The 18,709-nt window shown below is 60.4% G+C and carries 16 protein-coding genes; 7 read left to right on the top strand and 9 right to left on the bottom strand.

The genetic code is table 11. The features are described 5' to 3' along the window. The first annotated feature begins 40 nt into the window (after positions 1–40). From BS630_RS08595 to BS630_RS08580, 4 genes are read left to right on the top strand one after another with little or no spacing between them, the layout of a single operon-like run. Positions 41–1,189 (top strand): Gfo/Idh/MocA family protein, encoded by a 1,149-nt coding sequence (locus BS630_RS08595; protein ID WP_077977092.1) that lies wholly within the window; start codon positions 41–43, stop codon positions 1,187–1,189. Positions 1,190–1,192: 3 nt separating this feature from the next. Then, positions 1,193–2,356, top strand: a complete 1,164-nt coding sequence (locus BS630_RS08590; protein ID WP_077977091.1) for a dihydrodipicolinate synthase family protein — start codon at positions 1,193–1,195, stop codon at positions 2,354–2,356. A gap of 26 nt (positions 2,357–2,382) precedes the next feature. Beyond that, the gene (locus tag BS630_RS08585; RefSeq protein ID WP_077977090.1) at positions 2,383–3,213 is read left to right on the top strand and encodes a sugar phosphate isomerase/epimerase family protein; all 831 of its coding nucleotides are present in this window, start codon (positions 2,383–2,385) and stop codon (positions 3,211–3,213) included. Positions 3,214–3,255: 42 nt separating this feature from the next. Next, positions 3,256–4,533 (top strand): Gfo/Idh/MocA family protein, encoded by a 1,278-nt coding sequence (locus BS630_RS08580; RefSeq protein ID WP_077977089.1) that lies wholly within the window; start codon positions 3,256–3,258, stop codon positions 4,531–4,533. Between the two features lie 29 nt (positions 4,534–4,562). On the opposite strand, the gene BS630_RS08575 is transcribed toward BS630_RS08580, so the two are convergent. From BS630_RS08575 to BS630_RS08565, 3 genes are read right to left on the bottom strand one after another with little or no spacing between them, the layout of a single operon-like run. Then, positions 4,563–5,573, bottom strand: a complete 1,011-nt coding sequence (locus BS630_RS08575; RefSeq protein ID WP_077977088.1) for a hydroxyacid dehydrogenase — start codon at positions 5,571–5,573, stop codon at positions 4,563–4,565. Beyond that, positions 5,570–7,426, bottom strand: a complete 1,857-nt coding sequence (locus tag BS630_RS08570) for a DUF2264 domain-containing protein (protein WP_077977087.1) — start codon at positions 7,424–7,426, stop codon at positions 5,570–5,572. The genes BS630_RS08575 and BS630_RS08570 overlap by 4 nt, the downstream gene beginning before the upstream one ends. 8 nt (positions 7,427–7,434) lie before the next feature. Beyond that, positions 7,435–8,469, bottom strand: a complete 1,035-nt coding sequence (locus BS630_RS08565) for a LacI family DNA-binding transcriptional regulator (RefSeq protein WP_077977086.1) — start codon at positions 8,467–8,469, stop codon at positions 7,435–7,437. A gap of 149 nt (positions 8,470–8,618) precedes the next feature. On the opposite strand from BS630_RS08565, the gene BS630_RS08560 reads away from it, so the two are divergent. After that, complete coding sequence (locus BS630_RS08560) at positions 8,619–9,905, top strand: ABC transporter substrate-binding protein (RefSeq protein WP_077977085.1); 1,287 nt, start codon at positions 8,619–8,621, stop codon at positions 9,903–9,905. Between the two features lie 63 nt (positions 9,906–9,968). On the opposite strand, the gene BS630_RS08555 is transcribed toward BS630_RS08560, so the two are convergent. From BS630_RS08555 to BS630_RS08535, 5 genes are read right to left on the bottom strand one after another with little or no spacing between them, the layout of a single operon-like run. Beyond that, positions 9,969–10,937, bottom strand: a complete 969-nt coding sequence (locus BS630_RS08555; RefSeq protein WP_077977084.1) for a glycoside hydrolase family 26 protein — start codon at positions 10,935–10,937, stop codon at positions 9,969–9,971. A 3-nt stretch (positions 10,938–10,940) separates the two neighbouring features. Then, on the bottom strand, positions 10,941–11,462 hold the full coding sequence (locus tag BS630_RS08550) for a DUF995 domain-containing protein (RefSeq protein WP_077977083.1): 522 nt from the start codon (positions 11,460–11,462) through the stop codon (positions 10,941–10,943). 38 nt (positions 11,463–11,500) lie between these two features. Further along, positions 11,501–13,369, bottom strand: a complete 1,869-nt coding sequence (locus BS630_RS08545) for a glycosyltransferase family 2 protein (RefSeq protein ID WP_077977082.1) — start codon at positions 13,367–13,369, stop codon at positions 11,501–11,503. Further along, a complete protein-coding gene (gene galE, locus BS630_RS08540; protein ID WP_077977081.1) occupies positions 13,366–14,349 on the bottom strand; it encodes a UDP-glucose 4-epimerase GalE in 984 nt (327 codons plus the stop codon). Before galE ends, BS630_RS08545 begins: the two co-directional genes overlap by 4 nt. 1 nt (position 14,350) lies before the next feature. Beyond that, on the bottom strand, positions 14,351–15,373 hold the full coding sequence (locus tag BS630_RS08535; RefSeq protein ID WP_077977080.1) for a UDP-glucuronic acid decarboxylase family protein: 1,023 nt from the start codon (positions 15,371–15,373) through the stop codon (positions 14,351–14,353). A 385-nt stretch (positions 15,374–15,758) separates the two neighbouring features. Between BS630_RS08535 and BS630_RS08530 the strand changes: the two genes are divergently transcribed. Further along, positions 15,759–16,079, top strand: a complete 321-nt coding sequence (locus BS630_RS08530; protein ID WP_077977692.1) for a hypothetical protein — start codon at positions 15,759–15,761, stop codon at positions 16,077–16,079. 16 nt (positions 16,080–16,095) lie between these two features. Here BS630_RS08530 and BS630_RS08525 read toward each other — a convergent pair whose 3' ends face one another. After that, a complete protein-coding gene (locus BS630_RS08525; protein WP_077977079.1) occupies positions 16,096–16,878 on the bottom strand; it encodes a helix-turn-helix transcriptional regulator in 783 nt (260 codons plus the stop codon). Positions 16,879–17,706: 828 nt separating this feature from the next. On the opposite strand from BS630_RS08525, the gene BS630_RS08515 reads away from it, so the two are divergent. After that, on the top strand, positions 17,707–18,663 hold the full coding sequence (locus BS630_RS08515) for a fibrinogen-binding protein (protein ID WP_077977078.1): 957 nt from the start codon (positions 17,707–17,709) through the stop codon (positions 18,661–18,663). Positions 18,664–18,709: the final 46 nt, after the last annotated feature.

The following is an 18,709-nucleotide window of genomic DNA, read 5'->3' as shown; positions in this document are numbered from 1 at the left end:
GATGCCCGCTCCCGCCGCAAAAATTTGCTGGGAGGAAAAAATGGCACGCTTGGGGATCATCTTGCACGGCGTTACCGGCCGCATGGGTTACAATCAGCACCTGGTGCGTTCTATTCTCGCCCTCCGCGATCAGGGGGGCATCACGCTGAAATCGGGTGAGAAACTCGAGATCGACCCCATCATCGTCGGCCGCAACGGCGCCAAGATGGAAGAGCTGGCGAAGAAGCATAACATCAAGCGCTGGTCGACCGATCTCGATGCCGCGCTCGCCAATCCCGACGACACGATCTTCTTCGACGCCGGCACGACGCTGATGCGCGCCGAGCTGCTGTCCAAGGCGCTCGATGCCGGCAAGCATGTCTATTGCGAAAAGCCGATCTCCGACGATCTGCAGGTGGCACTCGATCTTGCCCGCAAGGCGCGCGGCTCCGGCCTCAAGCATGGCGTCGTGCAGGACAAACTCTTCCTGCCCGGCCTGCGCAAGCTGGCGCTGCTGAGGGATTCCGGCTTCTTCGGCAAGATCCTCTCGGTGCGTGGCGAATTCGGCTACTGGGTTTTCGAAGGCGATTGGGGCGTGCCGGCCCAGCGCCCCTCCTGGAACTACCGCAAGGGCGACGGCGGCGGCATCATCCTCGACATGCTCTGCCACTGGCGCTACGTGCTCGACAATCTGTTCGGCGAAGTCAAAGCCGTATCCTGCCTCGGTGCTACGCATATTCCGCGCCGCATCGACGAGCAGGGCAAGCCCTATGACTGCGACACCGACGATGCGGCCTATGCGACCTTCGAGCTCGAAGGCGGCGCGATCGCGCAGGTCAATTCCTCCTGGGCCGTCCGCGTCCGCCGCGACGACCTCGTCACCTTCCAGGTCGACGGCACGCATGGTTCGGCCGTCGCCGGTCTGACGAAATGCTGGAGCCAGCACCGCGTCAACACGCCGAAGCCGGTCTGGAACCCGGACCAGCCGCAGACGATCGACTTCTACAAGACCTGGGACGAGGTTCCCGATACGCAGGCCGTCGACAACGGTTTCAAGGCGCAGTGGGAAATGTTCATCCGCCATGTCGTCGAAGATGCGCCGTGGCCCTATGGCCTGGAAGCCGGCGCCAAGGGTGTGCAGCTTGCCGAACTCGGGCTGAAATCCTGGGCCGAGCGTCGCTGGCTCGACGTTCCTGCACTGGAGTTCTGAGCCGTGGCGACCATCAATCTCCCTCTCGACGGCAAGATCGCCCCCTACACGCTGACCGGCACGCCGATCGAACTGAAGAAGCGCGAGGCTAAAAGCTTCCCGCGCATCGCCTTTGCCGCCGCCCATGTCGTCGCCGATCCGCTCGCCGACAACGATCCGTGGCTGACGCCGGCGATCGACTGGGATCGCACCCTCGCCTTCCGTCACCGGCTCTGGGACCTCGGCCTCGGCGTCGCCGAAGCGATGGATACGGCACAGCGCGGCATGGGCCTCGGCTGGCCGGAAGCGCGCGACCTCCTCCGCCGGGCGCTTGCCGAAGCGGCCGGCCGCAAGGACGCGCTGATCGCCTGCGGCGCCGGTACCGACCATCTGACGCCCGGCCCCGACGTGACGGTCGACACGATCCTCAGGGCCTATGAGGAGCAGATCGAAACGGTGGAGGCGGCCGGCGGCCGCATCATCCTGATGGCGAGCCGGGCCCTTGCCGCCGCAGCAAAAGGGCCGGACGATTATATCCGCGTCTATGACCGCATCCTTCGCCAGGTCAAGGAACCCGTCATCATCCATTGGCTCGGCGAAATGTTCGATCCGGCGCTCGAGGGTTATTGGGGCAACGGCGATCATATCGAAGCGATGTCCACCTGCCTGCAGGTGATCGAGGCCAATGCCGCCAAGGTCGACGGCATCAAGATCTCGCTTCTTTCCAAGGAGAAGGAAGTGGCGATGCGCCGCCGGCTGCCGAAAGGCGTGCGCATGTATACCGGCGACGATTTCAACTATGCCGAACTGATCGCCGGCGACGAAGAGGGCCATTCCGACGCGCTGCTCGGCATTTTCGATGCGATCGCTCCGGCTGCCTCGGCAGCCCTCGAAGCGCTCGGTCGCAAGAGCAATCATGAATTCTTCGACCTGCTGGAGCCGACCGTGCCGCTGTCGCGCCACATCTTCAAGGCGCCGACCCGCTTCTACAAGACCGGCGTCGTCTTCCTCGCCTATCTCAACGGCCTGCAGGATCATTTCGTCATGGTCGGCGGCCAGCAGAGCACCCGCTCGCTGACACATCTGGCCGAACTCTTCCGCCTGGCCGACAAGGCCCGGGTTCTCGCCGATCCGGAACTCGCAACGACGCGCATGAAGCAGGTGCTTGCCGTCCACGGCGTCAACTGAAGCACGCGGAACGGGAGGAGAATGACATGCAGGTCGACGGACTTTCGATCAATCTGGCGACGATCCGCGAACAATGCGGCTTTGCAAAAGCCGTCGACATCTGCCTGAAACACGGCATCACCGCGATCGCGCCCTGGCGCGACCAGGTCGCCAAGGTCGGTCTCGACGAGGCGGTGCGGATCGTCAAATCGAACGGTATCAAACTGACCGGTCTTTGCCGCGGCGGCTTCTTCCCGGCAGCAAACGATGCCGACTGGCAGAAAAACCTCGACGACAACAGGCGTGCCATCGACGAGGCGGCGGCATTTTCAGCCGATTGCCTCGTCCTCGTCGTCGGCGGTCTGCCGGGCGCGTCGAAGGACATCGTCGCAGCCCGCCAGATGGTGTTCGACGGCATCGCCGCCGTGCTGCCGCATGCGCAGGCTGCCGGCGTAAAGCTCGCCATCGAACCGCTGCATCCAATGTATGCCGCCGACCGTGCCTGCGTGAACACACTCGGTCAGGCGCTCGATATGTGCGAGCAGCTCGGCGAGGATGTCGGCGTTGCGGTCGATGTCTACCATGTCTGGTGGGACCCCGATCTTGCCAACCAGATCGCCCGCGCGGGCAGCATGAAACGCATCTTCGCCCATCACATCTGCGACTGGCTGGTGCCGACAAAGGACATGCTGCTCGACCGCGGCATGATGGGCGATGGTGTGATAGACCTCAAAGGCATAAGACGGATGGTGGAGGCCGCCGGTTTCTTCGGCGCTCAGGAGGTGGAGATCTTTTCGGTCGAAAACTGGTGGAAACGCCCGGCCGACGAAGTGATCGCCACTTGCGTCGAGCGCTTCAGAAGCTGCTGCCAGGCCTGATTTTCATTAAAAGTTTCATCACGCATGCAGGAGGATCATTCGATGGAGAAACGCCGTTTTGCCCTGATCGGTACGGGAAACCGCGGCACCACCATGTGGGGCAAGGATCTGCTTGCCGGCTGGCGCGAACATGTCGACCTCACCGCGATCGTCGAAAAGAATTCGCTGCGCGGCGAACGCGCCCGCAACATGATCGGCAGCAATGCGCCGCTCTACGAAAACATCGATTCGATGCTTGCTGAGCAGAAGCCGGATCTCGTCATCGTCTGTACGCCCGACCATACGCATGACGATATCGTCGTGCGGGCGCTGGAGTCCGGCATCGACGTCATTACCGAAAAGCCGATGACCACTTCGGTCGAAAAAATCCGCCGGATTCTGGATGCCGAAAAGCGCACCGGCCGCCGGGTCGACGTCTCCTTCAACTATCGCTATGCGCCGACCGCCGCAAAGATCAAGGAATTGCTGAATGCCGGCGAAATCGGCCGGGTCACATCTGTCGATTTTCATTGGTATCTCAACACCAAGCACGGCGCCGATTATTTCCGCCGCTGGCATGCCTATACGGAAAATTCCGGCAGTCTGTTCGTCCACAAGGCGACGCATCATTTCGATCTGCTGAACTGGTATCTCGACAGCGATCCCGATGCCGTCACCTCCTTTGCCGATCTGCAGAATTACGGCCGCAAGGGCCCGTTCCGCGGCCCACGCTGCAAGCTCTGTCCGCACGCGCATGAATGCGACTACTATCTCGATCTCGAGGCCGATCCCTTCCTCGATTCACTCTACGAAGATCCCTCGAAGATCGACGGCTACTTCCGAGACGGCTGCGTCTTCCGCGAGGACATCGACATTCCCGATACGATGGTGGTCGGCATCCGCTACCGCAACAACGTCCATGTCTCCTATTCGCTGAACACCTTCCAGCCGATAGAGGGCCATCACCTTGCCTTCAACGGCACCAAAGGTCGGATCGAAATTCGCCAGCATGAGGCCCAGCCCTGGGAAGAGCCGAAGGAGGACACGATCCTCCTTATCCGCAATTTCCCTGATGGTAAGGAGGCGGTGGAGCGCATCGTCGTTCCGCATTTCACAGGTGGCCATTACGGCGGCGACGACCGGATGCGCAACATGATCTTCAAGCCCGAAATAGAAGACAAGCTTGCGCAACGCGCCGGCACGCGGGCGGGCGCCATGTCGGTGCTCTGCGGCATTGCCGCGCTGACGAGCTCGCGCACCGGCAAGGTGGTCGATATTGCCGATCTCATGCCTGAGCTTGCCAATGACGGTTCGCCAAACTCGCTGAGGACGTCGCGCTGATACCCATCGCCTGAGGCGCGTGACGCGCCTCAGGCGATGTTTTCGAGATTTGCCTGATGGATCTGGTAAAGCAGCGGCTGACCGGTCACGAAGCGCTCTATCTCGTCCACCGCCATCTCGCCGAGGCGCGCCCGTTCCAAGCCGACGGCGCCGGCAATATGCGGTGTCAGAAAGACGTTCGGCAGATCGTAGAAAGCAGAGCCCGCCTCCGGGATTTCCGGTTCGGTGACATCGAGGACCGCGTCGATGCGGCCAGTCTTGAGCGCTGAAAGCAGGGCGGCCTCATCGATGAGAATGCCGCGCGCCGTGTTGATGAGCGTCGCGCCGTCCTTCATCAGCGACAGCCTTCGCGCATCGATCATATGCTGCGTCGACAGCAGCGACGGCGCATGCAGGGAAACGATATCCGATTGCCGCATCAATTCGTCGAGATCGACCTTTTCCGTTCCCAGGCCGGCGGCCTCGGCGGCATCAAGGGTCGGATCGGAGAGCAACAACCTATAGTCAAACGGTCTCAGGAGCTCGATCACGCGCCGGCCGATGCGCGAAGCGCCGACGATACCGACAGTGCGGCGGTAGTTTCCGATCGCTTCGCGCTGCATCAAATGTGTCCGGTTGCGGTTTCGGTCGGCAACATAGAGGTCGCGGAAACGGAAAACACGCTTGCCGGCGAAGATGATCGCCGCCAACGTGAATTCGGCCACCGGCACGGCGTTGGCCTCGGCCGCATGGCTGACCGGGATACCGGCTTCGAAGATGGCGTCGTCGATGACGCCCTTTACCGTGCCCGCCGCATGGACGATGAATTTCAGATGCGGCGCCGCGGCGGGAATTTCGGGCCCGACATAAGGCCCGCCCCAGCCGGTGATCAGGATTTCCGCCTCGGCCAGCAGACGTCTCGCACGCTCGTCGTCGAAGCGCTGCAACGGCTTGGAATCCAGCAGGCGACCGATGCCACCCAGCCGCCGCAGGACCTCATCCGACAGGACATGCTGCGTGCGCGACGGTTGCATGGCAAGGATAATGGCCGGCTGGCTCATGGCATTTGTCCGGGCGCTTCGATGGCGCTGACTGTCACGCCCTTTTCCCTCACCAGGGCCTCCAGCGCTGCAATCTCAGGCGCTTTCGGCGGTGTCGTCCATGCACACGAGAGCGCGGCGGGATCGTCAAGCGCCAGCACCGCCGTCACCAGGATGGTTTCACCGGCCGGAATCTGCCCGCGCAGCTGCGGCACCAGGGTTTTCGCGACGATCACATTTGTGTTGGGCATTGCCTTCTGGACAATACCCGAACGTTTGACCGAAGAGCCGAGATCGAGAATACCGGTGAAATCGGCTTCGCCGACCGCATAGGCAATCCCACCCGAAGCGGACAGCGCATCCAGCTCGAAGTCCCGGCGGCCGATGGCAAATCCGCCTTCGGCAATCCACAGCGGCCGGCTTGTCCTGATCCTATGGAGGCGAATATGCCAGGGTGCGGCGGGCACAAGCCAGGTTTCGACGTCGACATCGGCAAAAGACGACCATTTTGCAAACAGCACCTCGCCTGCGATCTTGGCTTCCTCGTTCGTTTCGCGCACGCGGTAGTGCAGGCCGTCATCGCTGAAGGCAAGCGCTGAATCGAAGGCGGCAAGCGCAAAGGCGCGCTCATCGGCCTCGACGCTGAAGCCGTAGCGGGCCGAATAAGCGAACTTCGCATATTTTTCCGTGCCGCACCGCATCTGCAGGTTTTCCTGGCCGGAAGACAGCGCAACGACATCGCCGCCCGCCCGCATGATCACCATGCCGGGATGATGCTGGGAGACGATGTCAGGTGCTTGCTGCGGCACTTTCTCCTTCGCCGTCCAGAATGGGTGATCCTCGGCGATCGCCAGCGGCAGGAAGGCCTTGAAGGCCCAGTAGGGTGAGCCGGCGGAATTGTAACTCTCCGACATCAGCAGGTTCGGATAGCCGAAACCGATCGACAGCACGCCGTCGCGATCGGCAATCGGCTTGTCCTTCCACCAGCGCAGATGCTGCAGGCAGAGATGCTTGACTTCGCCCCAGGGCAGAGCCTCGACATCGGCAAAGGCGAGCGCCGACCAGAAACCGGCGCAGGCAAAGCGATAGGTCAGGCTGCGGCCGAAGGGGATCGTCGCCCCGTCGGCGGCAAACCAATGCCGGAAATCCCGGGCGAAGAGGACCGCGCGCTCGCGGTAGCGTTTCGCATAATCATCATCGACGAGCTTCGAATAGATCAGGCCATAGAAATGCATGGCGAAGGGAATGTAGTGGTCGATGCGGCGCACGTTTCCATCGCGATACCAGCCGTCGCCGATATAGAAACCTTCGAGCTCCTCGAGATATTGCCGCGTCAGACTGCGGTCGAAATCGGCGCCGAGACGATCGAGCGCGATATCGACGAAGATCCGGAAGAATTTCCAGTTGTTGTCGGCATAGTCGAACTGCCTGACATGCTTGAGGTAGGCGACGACATTGCCGCGGGCCCGCGCATCGAGCGGCTCCCAGATCTTTTCCGGCACCAGCGCCAGGGCAAAACCGAGAGCGGCAAGCTCGACCATCCGCTGATCGCGGCCATTGACCGTTCCCCAATATTCGGGATGGGCGGGATCAGTGCCGTTTGCGAGGCCTTCGGCAAAACGATGCCAGTGGGCGAAGTCGCCGTTGCCGGCGCCAAGCGGCGCCAATCCCCAGAGCGGGCGGGCGAACCCTTCCAGATCGGCCGCCGCCCGGTCGAAATGGGCGGCGGCGCCATTGAGCCTGACGCGGGCATTGCCGTTCGAAAAACAGGCAAGCAGCGGATCGAAGAGCGCGAGCAGGGCACGGCTCATATCGGTGCGGGTTTCCAGCGGATTGCCGACAAGCGGGTTGGCGCTGGCGGGATCATAGGTCATCGCATCTCTCACGGGTTTTCGGCATTCGGATTCGGAACAGTCCCACCCTGAACGGGAACGACCGCCTGGCAAATGTGGCGGGCCGGTGCCGTCCTGTTGCGGAAACGGGCAAGCATCAGCGACACGGCCTCACGCCCGAGAGCGGCGCGATCGACGCGCATGGTGGACAGCCGTGGATTGGTCATCAGCGCGCAGGGCAGATCGTCGAAACCGACAATCGCGAAATCCACCGGCACACGCAGGCCGGCCTCGGTCACAGCCTCGAGCACGCCGACGGCGATGAAATCATTCATGCAGAAGGCGGCGGTAAAACCGGCATTCTCGGCAAGTGCTGCGGCGGTGCGTTCATGCGCCTCACGGATGGGGCTGCCCTGGAGGGTCAGGGACACGAAACGGCCCTCGGCACCGGGGACGGCGTTAATCGCCGCCTCAAAACCGCGCACACGCTCCCGGATCGTATGGCGGTGGGAGCCGCTCAGATGCAGGATGCGGCGATGGCCGGCCTTTATCAACCGGCCGGTCGCCTCATAGGCGCCAAAGAAATTAGCCGGCGAAACGCCATCGAACTGCATCCTTGGATCGGTGCCGTTGACAAGAACCGTCGGGGTCATGCTGGCCTGCAGCCAGCCGCGCAACATCTCGTTCGGATCGATACCGACGAGAAAGAGGCCCTCAGCGCTCGCGGTCTGCATATAGTCGCGCACGGCATCCGGGGTGGTTCGATCCTCGCGGACCAGCCGGACTTCGAAGGGCATGCCCGCTTCGGCAGCGCCGGCGCGCAGGCCGTCGACGATCGCTTCATAAAAGACGCTGAGGGTGCCTGTGACGCCGTCGCTGGCAATCAGCGCCAGTCCCCCGGCAACGGCTTCGGAAGCAGGCTTGACGGGATAACCGTTCTCCGCTGCCACTTTCAATATCTGGCGGCGCACGCTTTCGCTGATACCAGGTTCGTTGGCGAGCACGCGTGACACCGTGGAGACCGAGACGCCGGCCAATGTGGCTATATCGGCCTGACGCGGCCGTCTGATTTTTTGGTCGTTCATGGGGCAACATTATGCAAATAATGCAAATTTGCAAGAAGTTGGTTGGTTCTTGCAAATAAATTTTTTTTGCGTAGTCTATTTGCTGAAATGCCCTGACAACGCCATTGGAGGATGGCAGCGGGCATATTGGAACAAGGAGGATTTCTATCATGCAGGTCAATCGCCGTTCATTCCTGATGGGTTCAGCCGGCGCGGCCGCCGGCCTCGCCTTCGGCGCCGGAAGCGCCATTCCGGCCTTTGCCGAAGACGCACAGCTACGCGCCATGTGGTGGGGGTCCAACGACCGCGCCAAGCGCACACTTGACGTCGCCAAGCTCTATCAGTCCAAGACGCCCGGCGTCACTATTGTCGGTGAATCGCTTTCGGGCGACGGCTACTGGACAAAACTCGCAACGCAGATGGCCGGCCGCTCGATCGCCGACATCTTCCAGCTCGAGCCGGGAACAATCTCGGACTATTCGAAGCGCGGCGCCTGCCTGCCACTCGATGAATTCGTCCCCTCCGCGCTGGACGTCCAGTCCTTCGGCGCCGACATGCTGAAACTGACCACCATCGACGGCAAGCTCTATGGTGTCGGCCTCGGGCTCAACTCCTTCTCGATGTTCTTCGACACAGTCGAATTCGAAAAGGCGGGCATCCCTCTGCCGACCCCCGACCTCACCTGGGATGAGTATGCCAAGCTCGCCGTAGAACTCGCCAAGTCCTCCGGCAAGAGCGGCGGCCCCTATGCGGCACGCTACGCCTATGTGTTCGATGCCTGGCTGCGCCAGCGCGGCAAAAGTCTTTTTGCGAGGGAAAGCGTTGGGCTCGGCTTCACGGCCGACGATGCCAGGGAATGGTTCGACTACTGGGAGAAGCTGCGCAAGGCGGGCGGCACCGTCGCCGCCGACGTCCAGACGCTCGATCAGAACACCATCGACACCAATGCGCTTGGTCTCGGCAAGTCGGTCATCGGCATGGCCTATTCAAACCAGATGATCGGCTATCAGCTGATCATCAAGAACAAGCTCGGCATCACCATGCTGCCGCGTGAAAAGAAGGGCGGTCCATCCGGCCATTATTACCGTCCGGCACTGATCTGGAGTGTGGGGGCGACGACCAAACAGGGCGAGGCTGCCGCGAAGTTCATCAGCTTCTTCGTCAACGATCCCGAAGCCGGCAAGATTCTCGGAGTGGAACGCGGCGTGCCAATGTCGCCTACCGTGCGCGAAGCCATCCTGCCGCAGCTTAACCCGACGGAGCAGGAGACGGTCAAATACGTGAACATGCTCAAGGATCAGGTCGGCGAATATCCGCCGCCGGTGCCGATGGGCGCAACCCAATTCGACCAGCGCGTGCTGCGCCCGATCTGTGACGAACTCGCCTTCGAACGGGTCTCGCCCGCCGATGCGGCAACCCGGCTCATCGAAGAGGGTAAGGCAACGATCAAGGGATGATCGGTCGCCTGATATGAGAGGAGAGGCCCGCAACACCCCGGCGGGCCTCTCTTTTTCAGAATGTCAGTTGCCCAGACTTTCGACCACGCGCCAGTCTGGCCGGCCGAGATTGAAAGGCCAGGCATGCACATCCCGGTCGTTGAAATAAACGACTTCCTGCAGATTCGGAAAGGCGCTCTGCTTCAACGTAACCGTTTCGATCCAGGGCTTCATATAGGCGTCGCCGCCTTCATAGCCGAGCTCGGCCACCCAGATGGGCTTGCCGTAGCCGGCAACGAGATCATATCCCTGCTTCAGCGCTTCCGAGAAGGTCCGCTGCTCATTATAGGCAAGCTCGTCGTAGCGCTGCAGGCCGAAGACCGAGAGCCCGACGAGGTCGACGTAATCGTCGCCGGGATAATAGGCCTGAAGGCCGGGCTCTCCCTTCGGCGACCACATGAGTTCGGTGCCGGGCGCCTCCAGGCGGACGATATCCATCATCCGCCTGTAGGCCGTGATATAGTCCTGCGGGTTCCAGCCGGACCATGAAAACCGCCCCGATTTGTCTTCCATCTCCTGCCCCCAGCGGACGATCACCGGGCTTTTCAGTGCCGATATCATCTGCGCGATCGCACGCATGTTGACATCATAATCACCGCGCAGGACCTTTGCGCGAAGCTCCGCGGAGGTCAGCCGCCAATCGACGTCCCAGGACCATGGCTCCACGGTGATCAGCAGGTTGCGGCCCCTGGCCTGCGCATAGGCATCGGCGACGCGCAACGTCTCGAGGTCGACGTCCTCCCACGGCAGGAACAGGGCTTCGGTCGCGACATTCGCCTGGGCGCCGAAATCGCCGTGCGGATCGTAGGCACCGAACTTGATCCCCTCGGCATGAAGGACGGGGCGCTTATCGATGATCGTCCGCACGGCCGCCGCCGGGTTCGGGGCAATGCCGGCATATTGCACTTCGCTTCGGCCCGGCAGATCCGCGACACACAGTAGCAGCAGCGCTATTGCGGCGGTCGAGAGGTTGTTTTTCATTAGCTTCTTCATGGCTCACCCTCCTTTTCGGGCTACTTCCTGGCTCAGCAGGATCTGCTTCAGTTCGCTTGCCTTCGCGCTCACGGTATCGGTGGGAACAAGCTTCTGGAACTCATCACCCTGACGCACCGATGCGTGGCGGAAGACGTACCATTCGCCGTTCGGCTGGCGCCGCTGATAGATCGTGTTGCCGATCTTGCGATGTCCGAAACAGGTGCTGGCGCGGGCCGCGCCCTCGGCATTCGTCCAGGTGGCGCGCATGCAGAGCTGACCGAGATCATCGACCACCCATCTGCCTTCGGCAAAGGACGGCTTCCCCTTGTCGTTGCTCCAGGCGACGAACCGCCGGCCGTCATCGAAGAAGCGGCCGCCGCCGGTGTTCCAGGTCCAGGTCTTGTCGCCGTAGATCCGATAGAGCTCATAGGCGCTGAGCGGCGTCGGCGCGTCCTTTTTGGCAACCTCGGCGCCGTGCGCTACCGCCGGCAGACACAGGCTGAGAGCAAGCGCTGTTCCCCATAGTCTCGATCCGATACTCATTACATCCTCCATACTCGACACTTGCCGGTTCCGCCGGCTCACGCACCCTGTTCGTCTCGGCCGGTTCTGCCGAAACCATTCCATTTCAGGTGGAATTTCACGATCCTGGTCTTGCCGCCGCCGAGGCCGGCGCCGGCCACGGCAAATTGCGTTTCGGTGAAACTGACAAACGTCTGGCCGTGCGAAAGAGCTTCGAGGCCGCGCAGGCCGTGGCTCCCCGCCTGCGTGCCGCCGGCGACGAAAATCGCCAGCCCGGTGGCTGTCGCAAGCCACCGCGCGCGCGATTGCGGCAACAGCGGCAGATCGTTTTCGACCGCATGGCGAACGACGATCAGCACCGTCAGCGACAGGTAGACCGAGAGGTTCATCATGGCGAAAACATAAAAACCCTGGGCGGCCGCGGCATCGGTCGCAAACATCATTGCGGCGGCGGAAAGACCGGCGAGCCCGATATAGGGCGCGATGACGCGCAGCGGCAAAGACCGCTGCTGCTGCCTTCCCTTCGGCGTGATGCGGAAATCGACGAAGGAGCCGCAGATATGGTCGCGAACAGCGGCAAGGCTGCCGGCCAGCGACCACGGCCAGCGCAGAAAGATGAAGGCAAGCCCTTCCCAGCCGAACAATTTCGCGTCGTGCGGCCTGAAGGTTGCCGTTGCCCGCCAGAAGAAGGCAAACAGCGTCAGCACGATCGACATCGGCACGAAGTGCAGCAGGAAATCCGGATAGGTGACATTGACGAAGACACGGCCCGTCAGCAGCGCGGCAACCGGCAGCAGGAACATCATGGCCATGAAGGCCGAAAAGAGCGGGTACCAGAGCTCAGAGAACACGAACTGGAACCTCAGCCGCCAGGGCAGGTGCATGATGTGGTGGCGGGAATATTGCAACAGAATGGTGACCAGGCTGCGTGACCACTGGAATTCCTGGACGACGAGGTCGGTGAAATTTGCCGGGCCGTCGCCATGGGCGATCGCATCGACGGCATGCACGCCACGCCAGCCGCCGGCATTCATAATCAGCGTCGTCGAATGGTCTTCGGCAAGCTCGGGGCCGAGGCCGCCGATCTGGCGAAGGGCAGCGGTGCGAACCGCATAATGCGAGCCGATGCAAAGCGGCGCCCAGCCATTGTTGTAGCCGGTCTGCAGCGAACCGTGCAGGCTTGCCTCCGCATAGAGTCTGCCACGCGCCGCCCAGCTTGTCCCGGCATTGGCATCGCAGATGCTGGGAGCGGAGACATAGCCGATCCCGGGATCGGAAAAGGGACGCAAGATTTCGCGAAGGTAGGTCGGCGTCGGCACATGGTCGGCATCGAACTGGGCGACGAAATCGTAACGCGCATAGCCGAAATGGTCGTAGAAATAAGCGAGGTTGCCTTCCTTGCAACGTGTCCGGCGCGGCCAGGTGGTGCGATGATACTCCGCCACGCCCTTTCGGGTGGAGATCAGCACGCCGTGCGCCGCACACCAGCGGCTGGTTTCCTCCGAGGGGTCCTCGTCGGCCAGCCAGACATCAAAATCGACGTCGACCTGGTCGAGCATCGCCTGCAGCGTGGCGCGGACGACGGCAAAGGGCTCGGATGGCGCCTTGGTGACGACCATAGCCACCTGCCCTTCCGGCAGCCCTGCGCGAGGGCTGACCGTCCTCGCATCGAGGAAGATCAGGATAAAATAGGCGGGCACCAGAGTGATCCAGGCAAGCACGAGGGTGATGAGTACGAAGGCCGTCCAGGAAATGATATGGGCTGACTGGCACCACCAGGTCCAGAAATAGCCGAGTGCCGTCAACCAGCAGAGGATGCCGAAACCATAGGCGACGCGGTTCCAGCCGATGAAAACAGGATCGAACGCGTCCGCTGCGACGGCTTTGGCCGTCCTGACGCGGTGGCTGATCTGGGAAATGTCGCTCATGCCGTCACCTGCAGGCCGAAGGTGGGGCCGGCGGTGCGAATGATCGTATCGATGTCCGAGAGGACGGGGGCAAAGCCGAGTTCCGCCTGCGCCCTTGCGGTATTGGCAAAGAGGATCGGCGGGTCGCCGATGCGGCGCGAGCAATAACGGACGGGGACTTCGCAGCCGCTGGCGCGATGGATCGCCTCGAGAATCTCGCGCACCGAGGTGCCCCGACCTGAGCCGAGATTGACGCTGAGCGAGCCGCCGTCCGCCATCAGATGGTTGACGGCGGCGAGATGCGCCTGCGCGAGATCGCTGACATGAATATAGTCGCGAACGCAGGTTCCGTCCTCGGTCGCATAGTCCGTTCCAAAGATATCGAGCCGCTCCAGCCTGCCGGCGGCGGCGAGAAGGGCGCGCGGTATGAGATGGGTCTCGGGTTGATGACGCTCGGCGAGCTCACCATCGGGATCGGCTCCGGCCGCGTTGAAATAACGCAACGCGGCATAGCGGATGCCATAGGCAGCGGCAAAATCCTCGAGCGCCATCTCGAAGATCAGCTTGGTGCGGCCATAGGGGTTAACCGGATGCTGCGGGCTTTCCTCGCGTATCGGCAACGAGGCGGGAACGCCATAGGTGGCGCAGCTGCTCGAAAAGACGATCCGGTCGATATCCTGATCGAGGCAGGCCTCGAGCAGGGTCAGACTGCCAACGACATTGTTGCGGTAATATTTCCTGGGCATGTCGACGGATTCGCCGACATAGGCATTGGCACCACAATGAATGACGCAATCGGGCGAAAACTCTGCAAGAGTCCGGCGCAGGGTGGCGGCGTCGGCAAGTTCCGCCCGAATGAGCGGACCCCAGCGGACACTGTCGGCATGTCCTGTCGAGAGATTGTCGTAGGTGACCGGGGTCATGCCGGCGCGCGACAGCGCTTTGCAGATATGACTGCCTATGAAACCGGCGCCGCCGGTGACGAGAATGTAGCGGGGCATCTCATACGACCTCCGCCTTCTCTGTGCCGGCGAGCAGTCCGTCGAAATAGTCGACGGTGCGAGCCAAGCCGGTTTCGAGCCCGATGCGGGGCTGCCAGTCCAGCTCGGCCATGGCCCGGGAAATATCCGGCCGCCGCTGACGAGGGTCGTCGGCGACCGCAGGCAGGTGGACGATCCGGGAACGGGAGTTCGTCAGGTCTCGAATGATTTCCGCCAGACGCCGAACGGTCATTTCGGCTGGGTTGCCGAGGTTGATCGGACCGTTGCAGGCGCTGCCGGCAGCCGAAAAACGTAGGAAACCCTCGATGAGATCATCGACATAGCAGAAAGAACGGGTCTGCTGGCCATCGCCATAGATCGTCAGGTCGTCGTTGCGCAGGGCCTGTACGATGAAATTGGAAACCACCCGCCCGTCGTCCAGGCGCATGCGGGGTCCATAGGTGTTGAAGATGCGGCCGACCTTGATGTCGACGCCATAAGTCCTGTGATAGTCGAAAAACAGGGTTTCGGCGCTGCGCTTGCCCTCGTCGTAGCAGCCGCGCGGTCCGATCGGGTTGACATTGCCGCAGTAGGATTCGTGCTGCGGGCTCTGGATCGGGTCGCCATAAACCTCCGACGTCGACGACTGGACGACGATCGCACCGGTCTTTCGCGCGCAATCCAGGGTATTGACGGCGCCGAGCACGTTGGTGAGCAGCGTTCCCACAGGATCCCGCTGATAATCAGGCGGAGAGGCGGGGGAGGCGAAATTGAAGATGAGCGACGCGTCGATATCGAAGGGCTGCCTAACATCGTGCTCGACGATGCGGAAGCGGGTGTTCGATGCAAGATGAGTGACATTCGCACGGCGGCCGGTCGAAAAATTATCGAGGCATGTGACGCTGTGGCCGCGCTGCAGGAGCCTTTCGCAGAGATGTGAACCGAGGAAACCTCCCCCGCCATTCACAAGAACGGTGCGCAACGCTTGCGCTACCGGTATGCCTGACACTTCAGAATAGCCTTCGTTGGGAACGAAACTACGCATTACAAACTCCTTCCCAGGTATTTAGTCTTTTGATTTATTTATGCACTGCATGCGTCCGTTATCCGCACCCGATATTCATAAAACTGAGCGTCAACCCATGAATAACTTTGTAGTTACTCTTCGGATAACCGAATTACTATTAAAATAATACAACTAACGCCGGTAAGGTCAACTTGAAAAAATCCAACTATCCGAAGTAATTACGCAAGTATACTTAAGGTAACAAATGATTAATCACTTTCAACGCAATACCACCAATACGTCTCTCATCCACCTCTCAAGCTTCACTCAATGCAGCTAATATACGAGGGAACGCAGCAGATTGGCCGAGCTCAACCTCACCGCCGGTCTTGCATCCGGAAGCGCCATATGCGAGGGATTTGGTATGTCAAAAAAACAAGACGCGACGCAGCTCAAAGGCTGGCGCCTCCGCTCGGCGATGTTCGTCTGGGGAACGGCGCTTCTGGCGATCGGAACGACGGCTTGCACGGTCGTTGACGACGATTTCGCGGTCGTCGCGAAAAAGAACATCGACGGGATCGAAGCCCCGCGCGTCTCGAAGGCCTACGCCTATCCGGTAAACCGGGCCGAGCGGCCGGCTACGCCGACGCTCCGCACCGCAGCCTATCACGGCTCAGCGCCCTATATCTGCTCTCCAAGCGGCTTCGGACAAAAATCGCGCTGCTTTGCGCGGCCCTCAACCTGAAGCAAAAAGCGCTAGATCAATTGCGCCAGCGTCCGGACATGTCGTCTTCGCCGGCGGGATGCTCATTGAAGAAGCGGGATGCCGCTTCCGTGCGGTTTCGCACGTTCATCTTCTTGTAGATGTTGCGGACGTGAACCTTCACGGTATTCTCGGAAAGATGCAGCTTGTCGGCGATGATCTTGTTCTGCGTCCCCTTGCAGATGAGATCCAGGATCTGAACCTCCCGGGTGGTCAAAGCGGAGATGCTGTCGCGTCTTAGCTTGAGCGCATTGCTGCGGGCCGCATCGACCGATTTTGTCTGATAGAGCGAAGGCTCCAGCTGGGCGTTTTTGCTGGTGAGGCGATTGAGAAGTGCTGACGGAAAATGTTCGCCGCCCTTCATCAGTAGATCCACTGCAGCCATGAAGACATCGAGCCGGAGGTTGAGCGGCAGGACGCCATCGATGATCCGCGCTTCTACCAGCCGGCTGACATAAGTCTCGAGCATGTCGATAGCTTCTACGACAAGTCCGATCGAGGTTTCAGGATGGTTTTCGCGGACAGCCTGCAACGCTTCATGGAGCTCCGGGCCGGGTATATGGTAGAATAAAACGAGTTTCATATCGCCGGTATCTTTTTCCAGCATCGGCTTTGTACTCGTTATGCTTGCCACATCACAGTTCGGAAATTTCTTTGCCAGTGCTTCTACCATGCATTCTGAAAAAAGATCCGCCTTTGCTACCACTAATATAGTATCTCCGGACGAACCCAACTTCCTTCCCTGGTCCGCATTCTCCATTCCTGAGCCTGTCATGAACATATACGCCTCCCCTAGCGTTACACTTTACTCAACTTGGCGCGATGGCGGGTATTAGTTAGTAAGAAATGCCGACCCCAAAGTCATCGCTTTATTTTTTAGACATTTCTTAATTATGTTAATACGGATTGAGAAGGAAGGAAATGGCCCAAAGTAATTAGTTTTAGCGGACTAAAAACGATACGATACCAAGCAACGGTTGCATTCTTACTGCAATATATACTTAGAGGCTATATTTGCCTTCAATATAGATGAGAGCTAAATGTAATGCTTCAGTACAGATTGTTATATTTTCATCACGCATGAAGTGTCGGATATGAGACAGGCAGACCTCGAAAGCTGCTCCTCAGCCCAGCGGCGAATGCCGGAAGTCCTGGATTCTCGCAGCTTAGCGTCGCCCCGGCTGAAGAAGTCTCAACGCTCCAACGACAGGGGCTAGCCGGAAGTGGCAAATCGGCCTTAGCCCGAATTGGTATCTATCGGATCCATATTCTTTACAGCATTCTGTGATCGTCGTCCAAGTGGCGACATGGAAAGCCATGCATTGTCATGCGTTTTTGATGCGCGGCCTCCATTTAGGGCAACCCAACGAAAAGAAAACCTGAATACTCCCTATCCTTCCCAGGATTCGGAGCCGGATATGTGCGGCCTTGTACTGAGTACGTACGTTCCCAATACCAACGGTTTGATCAACAAATCGCGATGAAGCTGCAGATGACCAGTATCGAATACATCTGCCGATGTTAACCGCATCGGAGCGAGCGCGAGTAAAATCCCATTTGAGATGAGAGGGATTTCGAGAAGCTGCTCCGGTTTTTTCTGGAGAATGCAATGTCTGACGACACCGAAATCACGAAGGCCGGGGCGCTTGCCGACGGCTTTGCCAACAGCGCGATCAATTCGACTAAAATCGACGACGATTCGACCGGTTATGTCGGCGGCGTCGCCAATGGCGACAATCGCGACAATCGCGACAACAGCGTCGACGTGGACGTCAAGTCGGAGATCGATGTCGCCGCCAACAATGGCGACAACCGCGACAACGAATATGACTGGAGCTATAAGTCCGACGACGATACGAGCACCAAGACCACGACGATCACCGATACCGACACCAAGACCGACTACGACTGGAGCTATGACAGCAAGTCATACAGCGACAACGATACCGACACCAAGACGATCACGGACACCGATACGAAGACCGTGACCGACACCGATATCAAGACCGTTACCGAGACGGATACGGATACGAAGACGGTTACCGACAGCAACAACACCTCCGACAGCTTCAACAAGACGGACACAGACTTCGCCGTCATCGAGGACGTCAAGGACTCCAACCTCGGCGTTGCCGGACACGACCTCACCTTCAACCTCGGGGACGACTTCTCCTTCACTCTCGACGTCGACAGCATCCTGAACAATTCGCTGACCGGCGAAGGCAATGACAGCGGCTTCAGCGCCATCCAGGCGAACCATCTGGCTGACCAGGATAGCGCCTGGAACACCAAGATGGACAACGCAGGAGCTCAGAACCACCTGAATGCCAATGGCGGCACCGCCGACAGCGCAGAAGGCATGGAGATGGACGGCAAAAGCTGGGATCTCAAGGCCGGCGACGACGCGAGCGGATCGAGCGCAGCCGATGCTTCGGCGATCCTTGCCAATTCCGGCTTCCACCTCGAGCTCGTTCAGGGTGCGAACCTGCTCAGCAACACAGTCGACTCCAGCGTCATCGGCGGCAATTCTCATGCCTCCGACGTCGGCGAGGATACCGGCACCTGACACGACCTCCAGCGACCAAGACGAACTGCACCGGCTCAAGCCGGTG

It is taken from the genome of Rhizobium laguerreae (assembly GCF_002008165.1).
Classification (GTDB): Bacteria; Pseudomonadota; Alphaproteobacteria; order Rhizobiales; family Rhizobiaceae; genus Rhizobium; species Rhizobium laguerreae.
This window is presented reverse-complemented; position numbering and strand designations above follow the sequence as displayed.

Excerpts from the sequence above, each read along its gene's own strand:
- BS630_RS08575 (WP_077977088.1), bottom strand. The coding sequence starts at position 5,573 with ATGAGCCAGCCGGCCATTATCCTTGCCATGCAACCGTCGCGCACGCAG.
- BS630_RS08555 (WP_077977084.1), bottom strand. The coding sequence starts at position 10,937 with ATGAAGAAGCTAATGAAAAACAACCTCTCGACCGCCGCAATAGCGCTG.
- BS630_RS08545 (WP_077977082.1), bottom strand. The coding sequence starts at position 13,369 with ATGAGCGACATTTCCCAGATCAGCCACCGCGTCAGGACGGCCAAAGCC.
- BS630_RS08585 (WP_077977090.1), top strand. The coding sequence starts at position 2,383 with ATGCAGGTCGACGGACTTTCGATCAATCTGGCGACGATCCGCGAACAA.
- BS630_RS08565 (WP_077977086.1), bottom strand. The coding sequence starts at position 8,469 with ATGAACGACCAAAAAATCAGACGGCCGCGTCAGGCCGATATAGCCACA.
- BS630_RS08530 (WP_077977692.1), top strand. The coding sequence starts at position 15,759 with ATGTCAAAAAAACAAGACGCGACGCAGCTCAAAGGCTGGCGCCTCCGC.
- BS630_RS08535 (WP_077977080.1), bottom strand. The coding sequence starts at position 15,373 with ATGCGTAGTTTCGTTCCCAACGAAGGCTATTCTGAAGTGTCAGGCATA.
- BS630_RS08560 (WP_077977085.1), top strand. The coding sequence starts at position 8,619 with ATGCAGGTCAATCGCCGTTCATTCCTGATGGGTTCAGCCGGCGCGGCC.
- BS630_RS08515 (WP_077977078.1), top strand. The coding sequence starts at position 17,707 with ATGTCTGACGACACCGAAATCACGAAGGCCGGGGCGCTTGCCGACGGC.
- BS630_RS08595 (WP_077977092.1), top strand. The coding sequence starts at position 41 with ATGGCACGCTTGGGGATCATCTTGCACGGCGTTACCGGCCGCATGGGT.
- BS630_RS08550 (WP_077977083.1), bottom strand. The coding sequence starts at position 11,462 with ATGAGTATCGGATCGAGACTATGGGGAACAGCGCTTGCTCTCAGCCTG.
- BS630_RS08570 (WP_077977087.1), bottom strand. The coding sequence starts at position 7,426 with ATGACCTATGATCCCGCCAGCGCCAACCCGCTTGTCGGCAATCCGCTG.
- BS630_RS08580 (WP_077977089.1), top strand. The coding sequence starts at position 3,256 with ATGGAGAAACGCCGTTTTGCCCTGATCGGTACGGGAAACCGCGGCACC.
- galE (WP_077977081.1), bottom strand. The coding sequence starts at position 14,349 with ATGCCCCGCTACATTCTCGTCACCGGCGGCGCCGGTTTCATAGGCAGT.
- BS630_RS08525 (WP_077977079.1), bottom strand. The coding sequence starts at position 16,878 with ATGTTCATGACAGGCTCAGGAATGGAGAATGCGGACCAGGGAAGGAAG.